This is a genomic window from Nocardioides secundeburneus, from assembly GCF_039939255.1.
GTDB lineage: Bacteria > Actinomycetota > Actinomycetes > Propionibacteriales > Nocardioidaceae > Nocardioides.
Genome location: NZ_JBDUUE010000001.1, coordinates 717,872 through 735,549 on the forward strand (window position 1 = coordinate 717,872; position 17,678 = coordinate 735,549).

Sequence of the window (17,678 nt, forward strand, 5' to 3'; positions counted from 1 at the left end):
GCACCACTGTGCCAAAGGGCGACGGCAGCGGAGCCGGTCCGGTCAGCCGGCGATGCGTGCCACCTGGGCGGCCGTGGCGAGGACGGCGGCCGCGAGCCGGTCCTGCTCCTCGAGGTCGAAGACCGAGATGCCCACGGAGAGCGGGGCGCCCTCGCGGTGCCCGGGCACCGGTGCCGAGATGCCGTGGACGGACGGGATGACCTCGGAGAACGTGACGGCGTAGCCGCGCTCGCGCGCCTCGGTGACCTCCGGCCGCTCGCCGGGCACGGGAGGTCGCGCGGACAGGATCGCCAGGCCGGCTGACCCGCGGTCGATGTGGTCGAGCTGGCCGGCACGGAAGGCGACGTGCACGGAGGCGTTGCGCGGCTCGACGACGAGGAGCGCACGCACGCGCTCGGCGTCCTCCTGGGCCACGAGGTGGGCCGTGGCCGAGACGCGACTCGCCAGCTCCTCCAGCAGGGGCAGGGCCGAGGAGCGCAGGTCGCGCTCGACCGGCTCTGCCAACGAGACCAGGCCGGCGCCGGGGTGGAACCGCTTGCCGCGGTCGCGCCGGACGAGTCGATGGGCCTCGAGCGTGCGCAGGAACCGGTGCGCGACGGTGCGGTGCACGCCGATCGCGTCGGCGACCTCGGTGATCGTCATGCCCTCGCCCCGCGCGGCGAGCACCTCGAGCACCCGCAGGCCCGAGTGGAGCGTCTTCGACATCGAGCCGTCGACGACGACGTCGTCCCCCTCGCTCATGAGCCTCATCCTGCCGCCTCCCGGGTGCCGCACGTGTGGTGGGTCACGCCGGGGGCTTGACCGGCCGCGTGTGACCTGCTTAACCTTCCGTGCAGTTATAGCACGGGCCGTGCGAATATCGCACGTTACGGAAGGAGGGGTCATGTCGGAGCTCGAGCGCTTCTACGCGCGCCAGTCCCGTCTCATCGACGACGGCAACGCGGTGGGCTGGGCGGCCACGTTCACCGCCGACGGGGTCTTCGACTCGCCCTCCTACCCCCGGCCGGCACGCGGCACCGACGAGCTCGTGGCCTTCGCCCGCGGGTTCCACGACTCGTGCGTCGAGCAGGCCACCCGCCTGCGGCACGTCGTGACCAACGTCGACGTCGTCGGCTACGACGCGACCGCTGACCCGGCCCCCGACCTCGCCCCCGACCAGATCGCCGACGAGGTCGAGGTCCGCGCCTACCTGCAGATCGTGGCCACGCCGGCCGGGCAGGACAGCCGCCTGGTCCGACTCACCACGATCACCGACCGCCTCGTCCGGCGCGCCGACGGCGCTCCCGGGTGGCAGGTCGCCCACCGCGCCGTCCGGCGCGACGACGTCGCACCCGAGCCCGTCCGAGAAGGAGCACCCGCATGACCACCACCGTCCAGCCCACCGAGCACCCCGGCCGCGTCCAGGGAGACCTGATGCAGGTCGAGCACCCCGAGCTGCGCGGCAAGGTCGCCGTCGTGACCGGTGCCGGTCGCGGCATGGGCCTGCGGTTCGCCGCCGCCCTCGCCCGCCGCGGCGTGCAGGTCGTCGGTGCCGACCTCGACCCGGCCGCGATGGACGAGGCCGCTCGGTCCGTCGTCCTCGAGCACGACGGGATCGAGGGGGCCGGCGAGGTCGTCGGCACCGGTGTCGACGTCCGCGACCGCGATGCGCAGCAGCAGGTCGCCGAGCTCGCCGTCGAGCGCTTCGGCCGCGTCGACATCTGGATCAACAACGCCGGGATCTTCCCCGAGTCGCCCGCGCTCGACATCCCCGTGTCGCAGATCCAGGCCAGCTTGTCGGTCAACGTCGAGGGCGTGCTGTACGGCGCCCAGGCGGCCGCGTCGGTGATGGAGCCGGGCGGCGCGATCGTCAACATGGCCTCCGTCGCGGCCGTGCGCGTCCGTCGCGGCCGCGCCGCCTACTGCTCGTCGAAGGCCGCGGTCGCGCACCTGACCGAGTGCCTCGCCGTCGAGTGGGGCGACCTCGGCATCCGGGTCAACGCGATCGCCCCGGGGTTCGTCGACACCGAGATGACCCGGTGGGTCCAGGACGACCCCGAGCTGCTGCAGAAGAACCTCGACAACATCCCGCTGCACCGCCTCGGCTCGCCCGAGGAGATCGTCGGCCCGATGCTGTTCCTGCTCTCCGACAGCGCCCGCTACGTGACCGGCCACATCCTGGCCGTCGACGGTGGCTCCCGGCATGTCTGAGTCACCCGAGCAGCGCGTCGTCCTGGTCACCGGCGCCGCCGGCGGCATGGGCGCGGGGCACGCCCGCACCCTGGCCGCCGCCGGGTGGTCGGTCGTCCTCGCGGACGTCGCCGACTGCACGCCGGTGCTCGACGAGATCGTCGCAGCCGGCGCAACGGCGAGCGCCGTCTCGCTCGACGTCACCGACCGCACCCAGTGGGACGACGCCCTCGAGCACGTGCGCGCCACCCACGGCGCCCTGCACGGCCTGGTCAACAACGCCGGCATCTCGCGCCGCCTGCGGTTCATGGACACCACGCCCGACGTGTGGCGCCAGGTGCTCGCGATCAACCTCGACGGCCCCTTCCACGGCACCCAGGTGTGCGCGCCCCTCATGCGCGACTCCGGTGGCGGGTCGATCGTCAACATCAGCTCGATCGCCGGGCAGATCGGCTACTTCTCGCCGTCGTACTCGACGAGCAAGTGGGCCCTGCGCGGGCTCACGAAGTCGGCCGCCGGCGAGCTCGCGGCCTGGGGCATCCGGGTCAACTCCGTGCACCCGGGCCTCGTCGAGACGCCGCTGCTCTCCGGGTCGGACGGATTCGTCGCCAGCGCGACGGCGTCCATCCCGGCCGGCCGCCTGGGGCGCCCGCAGGAGGTCAGCGACGTCGTCGCGTTCCTGCTCGGGCACGGGTCGTCGTACATGACCGGCGCCGAGCTCACCGTCGACGGAGGCCTGGTCTCCAACGGCACCTACCACCGCATCATCGAGGACATGGAGGGCACGCTCTGATGGGCGCCGCCGGAACGAGCAACGACACCGACTACGACGTCATCGTGATCGGCGGCGGAGGCGCGGGCCTCGCCGCCGCCATCGCCGCGGCCGAGCGGGGCAGGAGCGTCATCCTGTTCGAGTCCGAAGGTGAGATCGGTGGCTCGACCCAGCTCTCGGCCGGCATGTTCACCGCCGCCGGGACGACGGTGCAGAAGGCCCTCGGCATCGAGGACAGCGCCGAGCGGTTCTACCAGCACTACATGGACCTCAACCAGTGGCTGCTCAAGCCGGGCCTGGTCCGCCGCTTCACCGAGCTCGCCGCACCGACCCTGGAGTGGCTGCTCGGCTTCGGCCTCGAGGTGCCGGCGCAGGTCTCGACCAACGCCCACATGCCCGGCCTGACCCGCGCCGGCGTCGAGGACGTCTGGCGCGCCCACGTGCCGAAGGACCAGGGCTACGGCCTGGTCCAGGTGCTCGACAAGGCCCGCAAGGCCCTGGGGGTCGAGGTCGTGCTGCACACCCGGGTCGAGTCGCTCGTGGTCCGCGACGACGACGGCCGGCCCCGTGTCGGCGGCATCGTCGCCGACGGCATCGAGCTCACCGCCTCGGCGGTCGTCGTCGCCTCGGGCGGCCTCGCCCAGGACCGCGAGCTCGTCCGGCGCTGGTTCCCCGAGGCGCTGCGGGCGGGCGACTCGCTGTTCGTCGTCGCCGCCCCGGGCTCGCGCGGCGACCACCTCGCCTTCGGCGAGCAGGTCTCGGCCTCCGTTGCCGGCGACGGGTGGGGCCTCATGCTCCCCACCGCGGAGTTCGTGCGCTACCACCACTGGCAGGCCGGCTTCCCGCCCGTCTCCCGCGTGCACGTCAACGCCGACGGTCGCCGCTTCATGGACGAGGACGCCTCCTACGCCGTCTCGGGCGGCCAGATCGACGCCACCCACGCACCGGCCTGGATGGTCTTCGACGACGCCGCCCGCCAGGGCCTGCCCGAGGGCTACGCCGACTGGGACGCCGCCCGCGTCAGCGAGCTCGTCGAGACCGGAGCCGTCGTCCGGGCCGACTCGGTGGCCGAGCTCGCGACCGCGATCGGCGTCCCGCCCGAGACCCTCGCCGCCACCGTCGAGCGCTGGAACGACCAGCTGCCCCACGGCAGCGACGCCGACTTCCTGCGTCACGAGACCCTGGCCGCCAAGGGCGTCACCACGCCGCCGGCCCCCATCGCGACCGCGCCGTTCCACGCCACCCGCGTGCTCCCGGCCGAGCTCGTGTGCACCCACGCCGGCCTCGAGATCGACGGCAACGCCGCGGTCCTCGACGCGCAGGCCCGGCCGATCCCGGGCCTGTTCGCGGCCGGGGAGGCCGGCGGCGGCGTCCTCGGCAACCGCTACGTCGGAGGCGGCAACGCCATCGCCAACGCCCTCACCTTCGGACGGCTGGCCGGCCACAACGCCGCCGGCGACTGACCCGGAGACCCCCACCCCACATCGCCCCGCTGCCGGATCCGCCCCGTCCGGCACAGATCACACCCACGAGCAATCGCTCGGTCCACCCTGCCCATCGCATCCTGGGAGAACCATGTCCACCAGCACACCCGCGGCACGCTCGGGCGCGTCCAACACGCCGGCCGACCTCGGCCCCACCGTCCTGCGGAAGGTCCAGCGCTACGTGCTGCCCGCCGCGTTCCTGCTCTACATGTTCAACTACATGGACCGGGCCGCGATCGGCTACGCCCAGCTGCAGATGTCGGAGTCCCTCGGCATCAGCCTGGCCACCTACGGCACCGTCGCGGCGATCTTCTTCGTCGCCTACACCGTGCTCGAGGTGCCGAGCAACATCGTGATGAAGAAGGTCGGCGCCCGCATCTGGCTGGCCCGCATCGCCATCACGTGGGGCATCGTGACCATCCTGACCGGGTTCGTGCAGAACACCACGCAGCTCTACATCGCGCGGATCGCGCTCGGTGTCGCCGAGGCCGGACTCTTCCCGGGCCTGCTGCTCTACATGACCTACTGGTTCCGCACCCAGGACCGCAGCCGCGGCATCGCCGGCTTCTCGCTCGCCCAGCCGTTCGCGCTGCTGATCGGCTCGGCCACCGCCGGCGTCATCCTCGACCACGCCCGCTGGTTCGGCCTCGAGGGCTGGCAGTGGGTCTTCATCCTGCAGGGCCTGCCGCCCGTGCTGCTCGGCATCTGGGTGCTGCTCTACCTCGCCGACCGCCCCTCGAAGGCACGCTGGCTGACCCAGGACGAGTCCGCGTGGCTCGAGGGTGAGATCAGCCGCGAGTACGACGCCGTCGACGACGAGCACATGGAGATCTCGCTCGACGCCGTCAAGAACCCCAAGATCCTCTACCTGGCCTTCATCAACCTGCTCTACGCGGTGGGCCTGTACGGCATGACGTTCTTCCTCCCGCAGATCGTCAAGCAGCTCAACCCCGAGTACTCCTCGACCAACATCGGCCTCGTCGGCGCGATCCCCTACGTGTGCGGTGCGATCGCCATGCTCCTCGTCGCCCGCTACTCCGACCAGCTCGGCAACCGCAAGCCGGTCGTGATGGTCTGCCTCGGCACCGCCGTGCTCGGCCTGGTCATCACCATGGTCTTCAAGGAGACCCCGACGCTCGGCATGATCGGCCTCTGCTTCCTGGCCGTGGGCGTGTTCTCCTACCTGGGCCCGTTCTGGGCCCTGGCCTCGGAGGCCCTCACCCGCGCGCAGACCGCCGTCGGCCTGGCCACCATCAACGCCATCGCGGCCGCGGGTGGCTTCTTCGGCCCGTACGTGATCGGCAAGACCGCCGCCGCGGACGACGTCATCTTCAGCCTGCTGTTCCCGGCGGCCTGCATGTCGTTGGCGATCGTGCTGCTGATCTTCGTCAAGCCGGCCAAGAACACCCCGGCCGCCGTCACCGAGACGATCTGACGCCGTCCGGCGCAGCCGTCTCCCCACCGGCCAGGCCGGTCCACCGTGCGGGGCGCACGGTGGGCCGGCCTGTTCCACGTCCCACCCACGTCCCACCCACCGCTGACAAATGTCATCGACACCCGGTGAGCCACCGGACTGAGTGACCGCCGGATCCGGCGGGAAGGTGGAGTCATGAACACCGACACCCACTCCACCGCCTACGCGATCCGGGTCCGCGGTCTGCGTCGGACCTACGGCCAGGGCGCCAGCGCCTACGAGGCCGTGCGGGGCGTCGACCTCGACGTGCCGACCGGCACCATCACCGCCCTGCTCGGCACCAACGGCGCGGGCAAGACCTCCACCCTCGAGGTGATCGAGGGTCTCGCCGCCCCGACGGCCGGCGCCGTCCGCGTGCTCGGCCTGGACCCGGTCGCCGACCGTGCCGCCGTGCGCCGCCGCGTCGGCGTCCTGCTGCAGAAGAGCGGCTTCTCCGGCGACCTCACCGTGCGCGAGACGCTCCGGCTCTGGCACGGCACGCTGAGCGACCCGAGGCCGGTCGAGGAGATGATCGAGCGCCTCGACCTCGCCCACCGCGCCGACACGCGCATGCTCTCGCTTTCCGGCGGCGAGACCCGCCGCGTCGACCTCGCCTGCACGCTGATGGGCAACCCGGAGGTGGTCGTCCTCGACGAGCCGACGACCGGCCTCGACCCCGAGAGCCGCCGCGACGTGTGGCGCCTGGTCGAGGAGCTGCGCGACGCCGGCTCGACCGTCCTCATCACCACCCACTACCTCGACGAGGCCGAGGCGCTCGCCGACCGGCTCGAGATCATGCACGGGGGCGAGATCGTCCGCTCCGGCACCGCGACCGAGATCGCGGCCGGCCACCCCTCGCAGATCAGCTTCGACCAGCTGCCCGACGACTCCGCCCCGCGCGACGTCCTCGCCGTCACGCAGGTCCGCCACGACCGGGGCCGGACGACGCTCGAGACCTCCGACCTGCAGACCTCGCTGGCCCACCTGCTCGCGTGGGCCGAGCGCCACGACGTCCGCTTCGGGGGCCTCGACGCGCACAGCCCGAGCCTGGAGACGGTGTTCCTCTCCATCGCCGACGGTCGCGACCCCCGACCCGACCAGGCCCCGCAGCCGGGCGCCGACCAGCCCACGCCGGCCGCCACCGACCAGCCCGCCACGACCCGCGAGGAGATCCTCCGATGAGCACCGCCACCACCGCCCCGAACCCCTCGAAGCCCTCGACCTCGCGCGCCCCGTCGTTCTCACCGCAGCGCATGCTGCACCTGGCCCGCTGGAACGCGGTGCTGCTCGGGCGCAACAAGCTGTCCCTGCTCTACGCCGTGGTGCTGCCGCTCGCGCCGCTGGCCCTGCTGCTCGCCGGCGACCAGGGCGACGAGTCCATCGGCGCGCAGGCCGCGACGACGATGCTGCTCGTGACCGTGCTGTTCCCCGTCTACTACAACGTGCTGTCGCAGTTCGTGAGCCGCCGCGACGAGCTCGTCCTCAAGCGCATGCGCACCGGCGAGACCCGCGACGCCGAGCTGTTGGTCGGCATCGCGCTCCCTGGTGTCGTCATCGCGGCCGGCATCATGGTCGTGGGCGTGATCGCCGCGTGGGCGGCCGGTCAGATGCTGCCCGTCGTCCCGCTGCTGCTCGCCGCCGGCGTGCTGCTCGCCCTGGTCATGTTCGCCGCCTTCGCCTACTGGACCGCCGCGTGGACCCGCAGCGCCGAGTCGGCCCAGATGACCAGCCTGCCGATCATCCTCATCGCCTCCGTCGGCCCGCTCGGCGCCGCGATGACCAACCTGCCCGACGTCGTCAGCCAGGTCATCGAGCGCACCCCGGGCGCGGCGATGGGCGAGCTGATCCGCGTGGCGTGGTTCGGCCTCGACGGCGTCACGGCGACCGAGTCGACGCTCTCGACCGCCGACGCCTGGAGCGCCGCCGGCTCGCCGCTGCTGGTGATGGCCGCCTGGACCCTGCTCGCCGTGGGCCTCGCCCAGCACTCGATGCGCTGGGAGCCGCGCTCCTGATGCCGACCTCCGTCGCCCCGCACCCCGGGACCGATGCCCACCGGGCACGGACCCGGGGTGCGTCGCCTGCTCGTAGGGTGGACGCCGTGAAGCTCAGCCGGCCGCGTCGTTGGTCCGACCTGAGCCGGGTCGAGCGCGTCGACCGCTACACGCGCCAGTCGCTGCACCTGCTGCTGTGGGTCTTCGCCGCCGCGGTCGTCGTGCCGGTGCTGGTCGACGGCGACGGCAGCGACGCGCGCGAGGCCTGGCTGGCCGCGGGCGCGATCGTCTTGACCGCCCTCGGCACCTGGACGCTGGCCGGCACCATCAACACCTACCCGCGCGTGCACCTGCCGCGTGACCGGCTCGCCCTGCTCGTCGTCGCCGCGGCCGTGTTCCTCGGCGCGGTCGGCCTGACCACCGACGGCGACGTGCGGGGGGCGGCCACCATGATCGCCGTCGTCACCGTGATCGTCGCGCTGGCCGCCGTGCCCGACAACCGGGTCTCGGTCGGGCTCATCGTCGGTTCCACGATCGTGTTCGGTCTCGTGGGTCGCGACCCGGTCACCTTCGCGGCCGGCGCGTTCATCGGCGCCACGATCGTCTTCTCGGTGCGGGTCACGCTCTGGCTCTACGGCGTGGTCGCCGAGCTCGACGAGGCGCGCACCGCGCAGTCGCAGCTCGCGGTCGCCGAGGAGCGCCTGCGGTTCTCGCGCGACGTCCACGACGTCCTCGGGCGCCGGCTGTCGACCATCGCGGTCCAGGCCGAGCTCGCCGCGACCCTCGCGGCCAGAGGCGACGAGCGCGCGGCGGCGAAGATGCTCGAGGTCCGCGGCGTCGCCCACGACGCCCTCGCCGAGGCACGCGAGCTGGCCCGCGGCTACCGGCCCACCGACCTCGCGACCGAGCTCGAGGGTGCCCGCTCGCTGCTGCGCTCGGCCGGCATCGACGTCGACCTCGCCGCCGACGTCGTGCCGCGTGGGTGGCACGAGGCGGCCGGCTGGGTCGTGCGCGAGTCGGTGACCAACGTGCTGCGGCACTCCTCGGCACGCCGGGTGCGCATCTCCTTCGCCGACGGCGAGCTCCGCGTCGACAACGACGGCTCGCGCGCCGCGGAGGTCGTCGAGGGCAGCGGGCTGCGGGGGCTGCGCGAGCGGCTCGGCGCCCTGGGCGCGACGCTCGTCGTCCGCGCCGACGACGACCGGTGGTCGGTCGCGGTCGGGTTGCCGGGCTCCGGACCGCTCAGCGCCTCGACGGCGGGTGCGTCGTGAGCGCGGCCATCCGGGTGCTCCTCGCCGACGACGAGCACCTCATCCGCACCGCCCTCGCGCAGATGCTCGACCTCGAGGACGACGTCGAGGTGGTCGCCCAGGCCGCCAGCGGCGACGAGGCCGTCGCGATGGCCGTCAAGCACCAGGTCGACGTCGCGGTGCTCGACCTGCAGATGCCCGGGCTCGACGGCACCGCCGCGGCCGAGGCGATCGTGCGGCAGCTGCCGGGGTGCGGCTGCATCATCGTGACCAGCCACGGCCGGCCCGGCCACCTCAAGCGCGCGCTCGCCGCCGGCGTGCGGGGGTTCCTGCCGAAGACGACGTCGGCCGTCACGCTCGCCGAGGTCGTGCGCACGGTGCACGGCGGCGGCCGGCACGTCGACCCGCAGCTGGCCGCCGAGGCGATCGCGGCCGGCGACAGCCCGCTCACGCCGCGCGAGTCCGACGTGCTCGAGCTCGCCGCGACCGGCGCCCCGATCGACGAGATCGCCGAACGGGCGTCGCTGTCGTCGGGCACGGTGCGCAACTACCTGTCGAACGCGATGACCAAGCTCGGCGCGGCGAACCGGCACGACGCGGTCGCGATCGCGCAGCGCATGGGCTGGATCTGAGCCGAGATCAGGTCAGTGCGGCGCGGATCTCCTGGGCCGCCCGGCGCACCGGCGCCAGGGCCTCGGTGAGCAGCTCCTCACGAGAGCCCACGACGTTGACCGCGGCCAGCACCGGCCAGCCCGGCAACGGCGCCGCGACGGCGTAGGCGCCCGGGTTCAGCTCGGCCGCCGTGCTCACGTGCCCGGCGGCCCGGACGTCGGCCACCCGGGCCGGCTCGTCCGGCCGCGCCGGCCCCGAGGCGAGGGCGGCGAGCCCGCCCGCGCCGCGGTCGAGCGGGTCGCGGTTGCCGAGCCGGTAGGAGAACCGCGGGCCGTGCGTCGCCGGCTCGGCCACGTAGGTCGTCACCGCGGCGCCGCCGACGACCTCGACGAGCGAGGCCGTGGCGTCGACGTCGCGGGCGAGGGCGTCGAGCACCGGGGCGGCGACGTCGCGCAGCCGCGGTCGCGCGTGATCGGCCAGCTCGGCCGCGGTCGGCCCGACCCGCCACCGGCCGGCGTCGTCGCGGACGGCGAAGGCGGTGCGCTGCAGCGAGACCAGCAACCGGTGCGTGATCGAGCGGTGCAGCCCGCACGCCGTCGCCACCTCGCTCGTCGTCAGCCCGGCCGGGTGCCGGCCGAGCTCGACGAGGACGGCGAGCCCGCGCTCGAGCGTCTGCGACCCGCCCTCGGCGTCAGGCACCGTCGGTCGCGGGGGAGGGGACGATCCGGCCACGGACCTCACCCAACCCGATCCGTCCGCCGGCCGCACCCGGCGCGCTGTAGCGCAGGACGACCTCGTCGCCGTCCTCGAGGAACGTGCGGGTCTCGTCGCCGACGGTGAACGGCGCGGTGCCGCCCCACGAGAGCTCGAGGAACGAGCCGCGCTGCTCGGGCTCGGGCCCGCTGATCGTGCCCGAGCCGTAGAGGTCACCGACGCGCAGCGAGGCTCCGTTCACGGTCATGTGGGCCAGCATCTGGGCCGGTGACCAGTACATGGTCCGGTACGGCGGCCGGGCCACGACGACGCCGTTGAGCTCGACCTCGACCTCGATGTCGTAGCCCGAGGGGCCCGCCTCGCGCAGGTAGGGCAGCACCGGGACGGCGTCCTGGCCCGGCAGGTCGACGAGCGCGGGCTCGAGCGCGGCGAGGGGGGTGACCCACGCCGAGACCGTCGTGGCGAACGACTTGCCGAGGTTGGGGCCGAGCGGCACGTACTCCCAGGCCTGCAGGTCGCGGGCCGACCAGTCGTTGAGGCCGGTCACGCCGAAGACGGTCGTGGCGAAGTCGCTGGTGGCGACCGGCGTGCCGAGCGGCAGGGTGCGGCCGACGACGAAGCCGAGCTCGGCCTCGATGTCGAGGCGCACGCTGGGTCCGAAGGTCGGGGTGGCGGCGTCGGGGGCCTTGCGCTGACCGGCCGGGCGCTGGACGTCGGTGCCGGAGACGACGACCGACCCGGACCGGCCGTGGTAGCCGACCGGCAGGTGCTTCCAGTTGGGCAGGAGCGGCTCCTGGTCGGGGCGGAAGATGCGCCCTACGTTGGAGGCGTGGTGCTCGGAGGCGTAGTAGTCGACGTAGTCGGCGACGTCGAACGGCAGCCGCAGCTCGAGCCCGTCGAGGGGCAGCAGCGTCACCGCGTCGCGGTGCGCCTCGTCGGTGAGCAGGTCGACGACCCAGGAGCGGACGGCGTCCCAGGTGTCGGGGCCGGCGGCCATCAGCGGGTTGAGCGAGCCGGTGTCGAGCAGCGGGGCCCACTCGGGGCGCAGGTCGCGCGCCGCCGCGCCGAGGTCGAGCGCCTGATCGCCGATGCGGACGACGACCCGCGACGGGTCGGCGGTGACCGCGTAGGGCAGGTTGTCGACGTCGTGGAGCGAGCCGGCGGCTCCCTCGACCCAGGTGGGGGTGGTCATGCGATCTCCTTGGTCTGGGGGATGAGGTGCAGCGAGGTGAGGTCGTCGAGCGGCTCGGCGATGCTGCACGAGCCGTAGGAGGTGAAGGCGGTGCGGGCGCGGACGAGGTCGTCGGCGGGCAGACCACCCACGACCGCGGCCAGGGTGACCGGGTCGCGCTCGGCCAGGGCGGCGCGGACGGCGGACCCGTCGCCCGAGGCGGCACGGACCGCGGCGAGCAGCACGTTGAGGTAGCCGTGGTGCTCGAAGCCGGTCGTCGCGCCGGTGTGCCGGGTCGCGTGGTGCAGCCCGGCGGTGCACTTGAACGGGACGCCGTGCGCGACGGCGGCCTCGATCCAGGCCGCGACCTCGTCCTCCGAGGGGAACGCGGCGGCCTCGGTGCCGCCGGTGCGGAACTTGAGCCGGAGCCCGTGCGTGACGACGGCGTCGAGCACGGCCGGCCAGGCGGGCGAGGTCGGCCGGGGCACCTCGACGTAGGCCGGGACGCCGTCGGGGGTCGCGCCGGCGACGACCGCCACGCCCGCGACGGGGTCGCCGTCGCCGAGCTTGACCTCGAGCGAGGCGAGCACCAGCCCGGCCGCGTCGGCGCGGGCGACGACGTCGGCGACGTCGGCGGGCGTGGGGAGCACGACGCTGACCCGCAGCCCGGGGGCGCCGTGGTCGGCGAGCGCGTCGAGCCGGGCGGCGTCGACGACGAACGGCCCGACGAGGTCGGCGTGGGCGGAGGCGAGGTGGTCGAGGTGGGCGGTGACGGCGTCGGGCAGCGGGGCGAGCCCCGGCGGGAAGATCGCGGCGTCGTCGACCAGGTGCTGGAAGGCCGTCGGGATGGACACGCTCACACCCTAGCCGGTAGCGTCCTGAATCAGAACACACGGTGTTCGTTTATCGAACAGGAGCACGCGATGGCGCACTACCGGCAGATCGGCGACGTCCCGCAGAAGCGGCACACCCAGTTCCGCGATCCCGAGGGCCGCCTCTACTACGAGGAGCTCATGGGCGAGGAGGGGTTCTCCTCCGACTCCTCGCTGCTCTACCACCGCGGCGTGCCGTCGGCGATCACCTCGGCCGAGACCTGGGAGCTGCCCGACCAGACCCGGGTGCCCAACCACCCGCTGAAGCCGCGCCACCTCAAGCTGCACGACCTCGTCACCGGCACCGACGCCGTGACCGATCGCCGGCTGGTGCTCGGCAACGGCGACGTGCGCATCTCCTACGTCACCACCGGCGGCAGCGAGGCCGGTCCGAGCCCGCTCTACCGCAACGCCATCGGCGACGAGTGCGTCTACGTCGAGTCCGGCTCCGGCACGGTCGAGACCGTGTTCGGCGTGCTCGCCTACCGCGCCGGCGACTACGTGGTCATCCCGCGTGCGACCACGCACCGGTGGGTGCCCGCCGAGCCGTCACAGCTCTACCCGATCGAGGCCAACAGCCACGTCGCGCCGCCGAAGCGCTACCTGTCGCGCTACGGCCAGCTGCTCGAGCACGCGCCCTACTGCGAGCGCGACCTCCACGGCCCCACCGGCGTCCTGCTCGACGAGTCGGGCGCGACCGACGTCGAGGTGCTGGTCAAGCACCGGGTCGGCGGCGCGATCGTCGGCACCCGCTACACCTACGCGACGCACCCGTTCGACGTCGTCGGTTGGGACGGCTGTCTCTACCCCTACACGTTCAACATCGACGACTACATGCCCATCACCGGCAAGGTGCACCAGCCGCCGCCGGTGCACCAGGTCTTCGAGGGCCACAACTTCGTGATCTGCAACTTCCTGCCGCGCAAGGTCGACTACCACGAGCTGTCGGTGCCGGTGCCGTACTACCACTCCAACGTCGACAGCGACGAGGTCATGTTCTACGTCGGCGGCGACTACGAGGCCCGCAAGGGCTCCGGCATCGGGCTGGGCTCGATCTCGCTCCACCCGGGCGGGCACGCCCACGGCCCGCAGCCGTCGGCCATCGAGGCCTCGCTCGGCGCGGAGTACTTCGAGGAGTCGGCGGTCATGGTCGACACGTTCGCCCCCCTCGAGCTCGGTGAGGGCGGCGTCGCCGTCGAGGACCCCGACTACGCCTGGACCTGGGCCCGCTCGCTCGGCTGAGACGCGCCGCGGTTGGCCCGCCCGGGCAGGCTGGCCGCATGCGCGTCACCCTCGCCCTCGCGACCGCCGGCCTCGCCGCGTCCCTCCTCACCGCCTGCGGCGACGACCCCGCCAACGAGGCCGACCCCGACCGGCCCACCGGAACGGCCACCGCCGACCCGGGCGGACTGCGCACCACCGAGATCGCCACCGGGCTCGACACGCCGTGGGGGCTCGCCCCGCTCGTCGGCGGCGGGCTGCTCATCGGCTCGCGCGACTCCGCCGAGATCCTGCACCTGCCGGCGGGTGGGGCCGAGGCGCCACGGGTCGTCGGCACTGTCGACGGCGTGCGCGCCTCCGGCGAGAGCGGCCTGCTCGGGCTGACCCTGTCGCGCGACCAGACCACGCTGTACGCCTACCGCACCGGCGAGACCGAGAACGGCATCGTCGCGATGAGCTGGGACGGCGAGCGTCTCGGGGCGCCGGAGGAGATCGTCGGCGGCATCCCGGGCGGTGCGTCGTTCCACCAGGGCGGCGCGCTCGCACTCGGCCCCGACGGCAACCTGTGGGTCGGCACCGGCGACAACGGCGTGCCCGAGGACGCCCAGGACCCGGACTCGCTCTCGGGCAAGGTGCTGCGCTACACGACCCAGGGCGAGCCGTCCCCCGACAACGAGTCGGGGACCGCGGTCTACTCGTCGGGGCACCGCAACGTCGAGGGGCTGGTCTTCCAGGGCGACCTGCTGTGGGCCTCGGAGTTCGGCCAGGACCAGTACGACGAGCTCAACCTGATCGACCAGGGCTCCAACTACGGGTGGCCGGAGGTCGAGGGAACCGGCGGCGGCGACCAGTACGTCGACCCGGCCGTCGTCTGGAGCACCGACGATGCCTCGCCGTCGGGCATCGCCTCGTGGGACGGCTCGCTGTGGCTCGCGGCCCTCCAAGGGGAGCGGTTGTGGGAGGTCGTGGCGTCCACGGACCCGAACGGGGCTGTGTCGGTCGAGGAGCCGGTCGCCCACTTCGTGGGCACCTACGGCCGGATCCGCAACACGGTCTCAACCGCCGACGGCTCGGTGCTGTGGGTCGTCACGTCCAACACCGACGGTCGTGGCGACCCGGACGACGGCGACGACCGGCTCATCGCCGTCACCCGGTAGCGCGCCCCGAAGAAGCAGCAGCGCGGGCGCCGCCAGCGCCGCCGGCGCTACTTGCTCGAGGCCTTGCGGAACTGGCGGGTCGAGAGCGGCACGAACACCGCGACGAAGATCGCCGACCAGATGAGCGTGTAGAGCGCCGGGTGCTGCATCGAGAACGCGTCGGACGGCGGCGGCGCGCCCCCGGTGTTGCCGAACAGCTCGCGTGAGGCCTGCGTGAGCGAGGAGACCGGGTTCCACTCGACGATGGTCTTCAGGACGCCGTCGAAGCTCTCGAGCGGTACGAACGCGTTGGACAGGAACGTCAGCGGGAAGATGACCACGAACGAGGCGTTGTTGACGACGTCGACGCTCGGCACCAGCAGGCCGACGTAGGCCATGATCCAGCTGATCGCGTAGGCGAAGACCAGCAGCAGCAGGAAGCCGAGCAGCGCGTCGACCGCTCCCTCGCGGATGCGCCAGCCGACGAGCAGGCCGGTGAGGGCCATGATGATCAGCGACAGCACGTTGTAGACGACGTCGGACGTCGTGCGCCCGATGAGCACGGCCGAGCGCGACATCGGCAGCGAGCGGAAGCGGTCGATGATGCCCTTCTGCATGTCCTCGGCGAGTCCGGCGCCGGTGAAGGTGGCGCCGAACACGACGGTCTGGGCGAAGATGCCGGCGACCAGGAACTCCTTGTAGTCGACGCCGGCCGGCACGTTGATGGCGCCGGCGAAGACGTAGGCGAAGAGCAGCACGAACATGATCGGGCTGATCAGCACGAAGACGAGCACCTCGGGCACCCGCTTGATCTTGATCACGTTGCGCTGGGCGACCACCCAGCCGTCGGTCAGGGCCTGGGTCATGCTGCTCATGCCGGCACCTCCTGGTTCGTCTGGTCGGCCTCGGCGCCGTCGTCGGCCACGCGACCGGTGAGGGTCAGGAACACGTCGTCGAGCGTGGGGCGACGCAGGCCGACGTCGAGCACCCGCAGGCGGTCGGCCTCGAGACCCTCGAGCACCTGGCGCAGGTCGGCCACGCCGTCGTGCACGCCGGCGGTGACGGTGCGCTCGTCGACCTGGACCTCGCCGGCCGCCACCCGGGCGACCACCGCACGGACGGCCTCGACGTCGCCGGCCTCGGCGACCACGACCTCGACGCGCTCGCCGCCCGACTGGCTCTTGAGGTCGTCGGCGCTGCCCTGGGCGATGGCCTGGCCGTGGTCGATGACGATGATGTCGTCGGCCAGCTTGTCGGCCTCCTCGAGGTACTGCGTGGTGAGCAGCAAGGTCGCGCCACCGGCCACGAGCTCACGGATGACGTCCCACATCTGCTGGCGCGCACGGACGTCGAGACCGGTTGTGGGCTCGTCGAGCACGAGCACCGGCGGGGCGGCGACGAGCGCGCCGGCGAGGTCGAGGCGGCGGCGCATGCCGCCGGAGTAGGTCTTGGAGGGCCGGTCGCCGGCGTCGGCGAGGTCGAAGCGGTCGAGCAGCTCGCGGGCGCGGGCCTGCGCCTGCTTCTTGCCCATGCCGTAGAGCCGCCCGACCATCGTGAGGTTCTCGTAGCCGGTCAGGTGCTCGTCGACGGCGGCGTACTGCCCCGAGAGGCCGAGGTGACGGCGCGCCTGCTGCGGGTCGCGGACGACGTCGATGCCGGCGACCTCGGCGTAGCCCTCGTCGGGCACCAGCAGCGTGGTGAGGCACCGCACCGCCGTGGTCTTGCCGGCGCCGTTGGGCCCCAGCAGGGCCAGCACGGTGCCCTCGGGCACCGCGAGGTCGAGCCCGCGCAGGGCCTCGACCGCCTTGTACCTCTTGACCAGACCCTCGGCCCGGATCATGTCGCCCATCTGGTGCAGCACCTCTCGTCGCACGGTCACTGGTCGGTCGGCACCCGACCCTAGGGGAGCCCACCGACAACCTTCGACCGGTTTGGATGGGACGATTCATCGGTGCCCGCCCCGTCCCGTCCCCGCGCCGTCGTCGTGGGTGGGGCGAACGCCGACGTCGTCGCCCGCCCGACGCGCACGGCCCGCCCGGCCACGAGCAACCCGGGACGGGTGAGCGTCACCGCGGGCGGCGTCGCGCGCAACATCGCCGAGGTGCTCGCCCGGCTCGGCACGCCGACGACGCTCGTCAGCGCCGTCGGGCGCGACGCGCACGGCGACCTCGTCGTCGAGGCGAGCAGCGACGCCGGCGTCGACCTCACCCACGTGCACCAGGTCGACGGCGCGACGGGCGCCTACGTCGCCCTGCTCGACGCCGACGGCGAGCTCGTGGGCGCGGTCTCCGACATGGCCGACGTCGCCCTTGAGCCGGCCGACCTCGACGCCGACCTGCTGCGCTCGGCCGACGTCGTCGTCCTCGACGGCAACCTGCCCACCGCCACGCTGGCCGCGGCGATCGACCTCGCGGGCGACGTCCCCGTCGCCGTCGACCCGGTGAGCGTGCCGAAGGCGGCCCGCATCCGCGAGACGTTGGCCGCGCGCCGGCTGTTCCTGCTCTCGGCCGGCGCCGCCGAGCTCGCCGAGCTGTCCGGCGTCGAGGCCGACGTGGTCTGGGAACGGCGCGGACCGGCCGGCTCGACCCTCACCGGGCCCGAGGGCGTCGTCGACCTGCCGGCGCTGCTCGGCGGCCCTGTCGTCGACGTCACCGGTGCCGGCGACGCCATGCTCGGCGCGTTCCTGCACGCGTGGCTGGGTGGCGCGACCCCGGCCGAGGCGGCCGCCTACGGCCACGCCGCGGCGGCGCTGACCGTCGGGTCCGCCCACACCGTCCGACCCGACCTGACCGACGAGCTCGTGAGGAGCCTGCTGTGACCACCCGAACCGATT

Annotated in this window: 18 protein-coding genes; 12 read left to right on the forward strand and 6 right to left on the reverse strand. The window is 73.2% G+C overall.

The features are described from left to right. Positions 1 to 42: 42 nt before the first annotated feature. Positions 43 to 741 carry an IclR family transcriptional regulator gene (locus tag ABFT23_RS03250; RefSeq protein WP_347892548.1) on the reverse strand — a complete coding sequence of 233 codons (699 nt, stop codon included), beginning with the start codon at positions 739 to 741 and terminating at the stop codon, positions 43 to 45. Between the two features lie 142 nt (positions 742 to 883). Between ABFT23_RS03250 and ABFT23_RS03255 the strand changes: the two genes are divergently transcribed. The 9 genes from ABFT23_RS03255 to ABFT23_RS03295 all read left to right on the forward strand — a co-directional run bounded on the left by ABFT23_RS03255 (position 884) and on the right by ABFT23_RS03295 (position 9,751). After that, on the forward strand, positions 884 to 1,363 hold the full coding sequence (locus tag ABFT23_RS03255; RefSeq protein WP_347892550.1) for a nuclear transport factor 2 family protein: 480 nt from the start codon (positions 884 to 886) through the stop codon (positions 1,361 to 1,363). Further along, positions 1,360 to 2,190, forward strand: coding sequence for an SDR family NAD(P)-dependent oxidoreductase (locus ABFT23_RS03260; RefSeq protein WP_347892551.1), 831 nt, complete (start codon positions 1,360 to 1,362; stop codon positions 2,188 to 2,190). The genes ABFT23_RS03255 and ABFT23_RS03260 overlap by 4 nt, the downstream gene beginning before the upstream one ends. Beyond that, entirely contained in the window at positions 2,183 to 2,962 is a 780-nt protein-coding gene (locus tag ABFT23_RS03265; protein ID WP_347892552.1) for an SDR family NAD(P)-dependent oxidoreductase, read from the forward strand. The genes ABFT23_RS03260 and ABFT23_RS03265 overlap by 8 nt, the downstream gene beginning before the upstream one ends. Continuing rightward, a complete protein-coding gene (locus ABFT23_RS03270) occupies positions 2,962 to 4,404 on the forward strand; it encodes an FAD-dependent oxidoreductase (RefSeq protein WP_347892553.1) in 1,443 nt (480 codons plus the stop codon). Before ABFT23_RS03265 ends, ABFT23_RS03270 begins: the two co-directional genes overlap by 1 nt. A 112-nt stretch (positions 4,405 to 4,516) precedes the next feature. Beyond that, on the forward strand, positions 4,517 to 5,860 hold the full coding sequence (locus ABFT23_RS03275; protein ID WP_347892554.1) for an MFS transporter: 1,344 nt from the start codon (positions 4,517 to 4,519) through the stop codon (positions 5,858 to 5,860). A 174-nt stretch (positions 5,861 to 6,034) separates the two neighbouring features. Next, on the forward strand, positions 6,035 to 7,060 hold the full coding sequence (locus ABFT23_RS03280; RefSeq protein ID WP_347892556.1) for an ABC transporter ATP-binding protein: 1,026 nt from the start codon (positions 6,035 to 6,037) through the stop codon (positions 7,058 to 7,060). Next, a complete protein-coding gene (locus ABFT23_RS03285; protein WP_347892557.1) occupies positions 7,057 to 7,890 on the forward strand; it encodes a hypothetical protein in 834 nt (277 codons plus the stop codon). The genes ABFT23_RS03280 and ABFT23_RS03285 overlap by 4 nt, the downstream gene beginning before the upstream one ends. 86 nt (positions 7,891 to 7,976) lie before the next feature. Beyond that, positions 7,977 to 9,140 (forward strand): sensor histidine kinase, encoded by a 1,164-nt coding sequence (locus ABFT23_RS03290; RefSeq protein WP_347892559.1) that lies wholly within the window; start codon positions 7,977 to 7,979, stop codon positions 9,138 to 9,140. Next, entirely contained in the window at positions 9,137 to 9,751 is a 615-nt protein-coding gene (locus tag ABFT23_RS03295) for a response regulator transcription factor (protein WP_347892560.1), read from the forward strand. The genes ABFT23_RS03290 and ABFT23_RS03295 overlap by 4 nt, the downstream gene beginning before the upstream one ends. A gap of 7 nt (positions 9,752 to 9,758) precedes the next feature. Here ABFT23_RS03295 and ABFT23_RS03300 read toward each other — a convergent pair whose 3' ends face one another. From ABFT23_RS03300 to ABFT23_RS03310, 3 genes are read right to left on the reverse strand one after another with little or no spacing between them, the layout of a single operon-like run. Further along, entirely contained in the window at positions 9,759 to 10,430 is a 672-nt protein-coding gene (locus ABFT23_RS03300) for an IclR family transcriptional regulator (RefSeq protein ID WP_347892562.1), read from the reverse strand. Next, a complete protein-coding gene (gene fahA, locus ABFT23_RS03305) occupies positions 10,423 to 11,637 on the reverse strand; it encodes a fumarylacetoacetase (protein WP_347892563.1) in 1,215 nt (404 codons plus the stop codon). Before fahA ends, ABFT23_RS03300 begins: the two co-directional genes overlap by 8 nt. Next, positions 11,634 to 12,470, reverse strand: coding sequence for a hypothetical protein (locus ABFT23_RS03310; RefSeq protein ID WP_347892564.1), 837 nt, complete (start codon positions 12,468 to 12,470; stop codon positions 11,634 to 11,636). The genes fahA and ABFT23_RS03310 overlap by 4 nt, the downstream gene beginning before the upstream one ends. A 69-nt stretch (positions 12,471 to 12,539) precedes the next feature. Between ABFT23_RS03310 and ABFT23_RS03315 the strand changes: the two genes are divergently transcribed. Together ABFT23_RS03315 and ABFT23_RS03320 are read left to right on the forward strand one after the other, a co-directional pair. Beyond that, complete coding sequence (locus ABFT23_RS03315) at positions 12,540 to 13,730, forward strand: homogentisate 1,2-dioxygenase (protein WP_347892565.1); 1,191 nt, start codon at positions 12,540 to 12,542, stop codon at positions 13,728 to 13,730. 38 nt (positions 13,731 to 13,768) lie between these two features. Next, on the forward strand, positions 13,769 to 14,866 hold the full coding sequence (locus ABFT23_RS03320; RefSeq protein WP_347892567.1) for a PQQ-dependent sugar dehydrogenase: 1,098 nt from the start codon (positions 13,769 to 13,771) through the stop codon (positions 14,864 to 14,866). 47 nt (positions 14,867 to 14,913) lie between these two features. On the opposite strand, the gene ABFT23_RS03325 is transcribed toward ABFT23_RS03320, so the two are convergent. Then, a complete protein-coding gene (locus ABFT23_RS03325; protein WP_347892569.1) occupies positions 14,914 to 15,720 on the reverse strand; it encodes an ABC transporter permease in 807 nt (268 codons plus the stop codon). Continuing rightward, a complete protein-coding gene (locus ABFT23_RS03330) occupies positions 15,717 to 16,724 on the reverse strand; it encodes an ATP-binding cassette domain-containing protein (RefSeq protein ID WP_347892570.1) in 1,008 nt (335 codons plus the stop codon). Before ABFT23_RS03330 ends, ABFT23_RS03325 begins: the two co-directional genes overlap by 4 nt. Positions 16,725 to 16,796: 72 nt before the next feature. Between ABFT23_RS03330 and ABFT23_RS03335 the strand changes: the two genes are divergently transcribed. Further along, on the forward strand, positions 16,797 to 17,663 hold the full coding sequence (locus tag ABFT23_RS03335) for a PfkB family carbohydrate kinase (protein WP_347892571.1): 867 nt from the start codon (positions 16,797 to 16,799) through the stop codon (positions 17,661 to 17,663). Positions 17,664 to 17,678 lie beyond the last annotated feature (15 nt).

Coding starts and splice junctions, on each gene's coding strand:
- ABFT23_RS03250 (WP_347892548.1), bottom strand. CDS start 741: ATGAGCGAGGGGGACGACGTCGTCGTCGACGGCTCGATGTCGAAGACG.
- ABFT23_RS03255 (WP_347892550.1), top strand. CDS start 884: ATGTCGGAGCTCGAGCGCTTCTACGCGCGCCAGTCCCGTCTCATCGAC.
- ABFT23_RS03260 (WP_347892551.1), top strand. CDS start 1,360: ATGACCACCACCGTCCAGCCCACCGAGCACCCCGGCCGCGTCCAGGGA.
- ABFT23_RS03265 (WP_347892552.1), top strand. CDS start 2,183: ATGTCTGAGTCACCCGAGCAGCGCGTCGTCCTGGTCACCGGCGCCGCC.
- ABFT23_RS03270 (WP_347892553.1), top strand. CDS start 2,962: ATGGGCGCCGCCGGAACGAGCAACGACACCGACTACGACGTCATCGTG.
- ABFT23_RS03275 (WP_347892554.1), top strand. CDS start 4,517: ATGTCCACCAGCACACCCGCGGCACGCTCGGGCGCGTCCAACACGCCG.
- ABFT23_RS03280 (WP_347892556.1), top strand. CDS start 6,035: ATGAACACCGACACCCACTCCACCGCCTACGCGATCCGGGTCCGCGGT.
- ABFT23_RS03285 (WP_347892557.1), top strand. CDS start 7,057: ATGAGCACCGCCACCACCGCCCCGAACCCCTCGAAGCCCTCGACCTCG.
- fahA (WP_347892563.1), bottom strand. CDS start 11,637: ATGACCACCCCCACCTGGGTCGAGGGAGCCGCCGGCTCGCTCCACGAC.
- ABFT23_RS03315 (WP_347892565.1), top strand. CDS start 12,540: ATGGCGCACTACCGGCAGATCGGCGACGTCCCGCAGAAGCGGCACACC.
- ABFT23_RS03320 (WP_347892567.1), top strand. CDS start 13,769: ATGCGCGTCACCCTCGCCCTCGCGACCGCCGGCCTCGCCGCGTCCCTC.
- ABFT23_RS03325 (WP_347892569.1), bottom strand. CDS start 15,720: ATGAGCAGCATGACCCAGGCCCTGACCGACGGCTGGGTGGTCGCCCAG.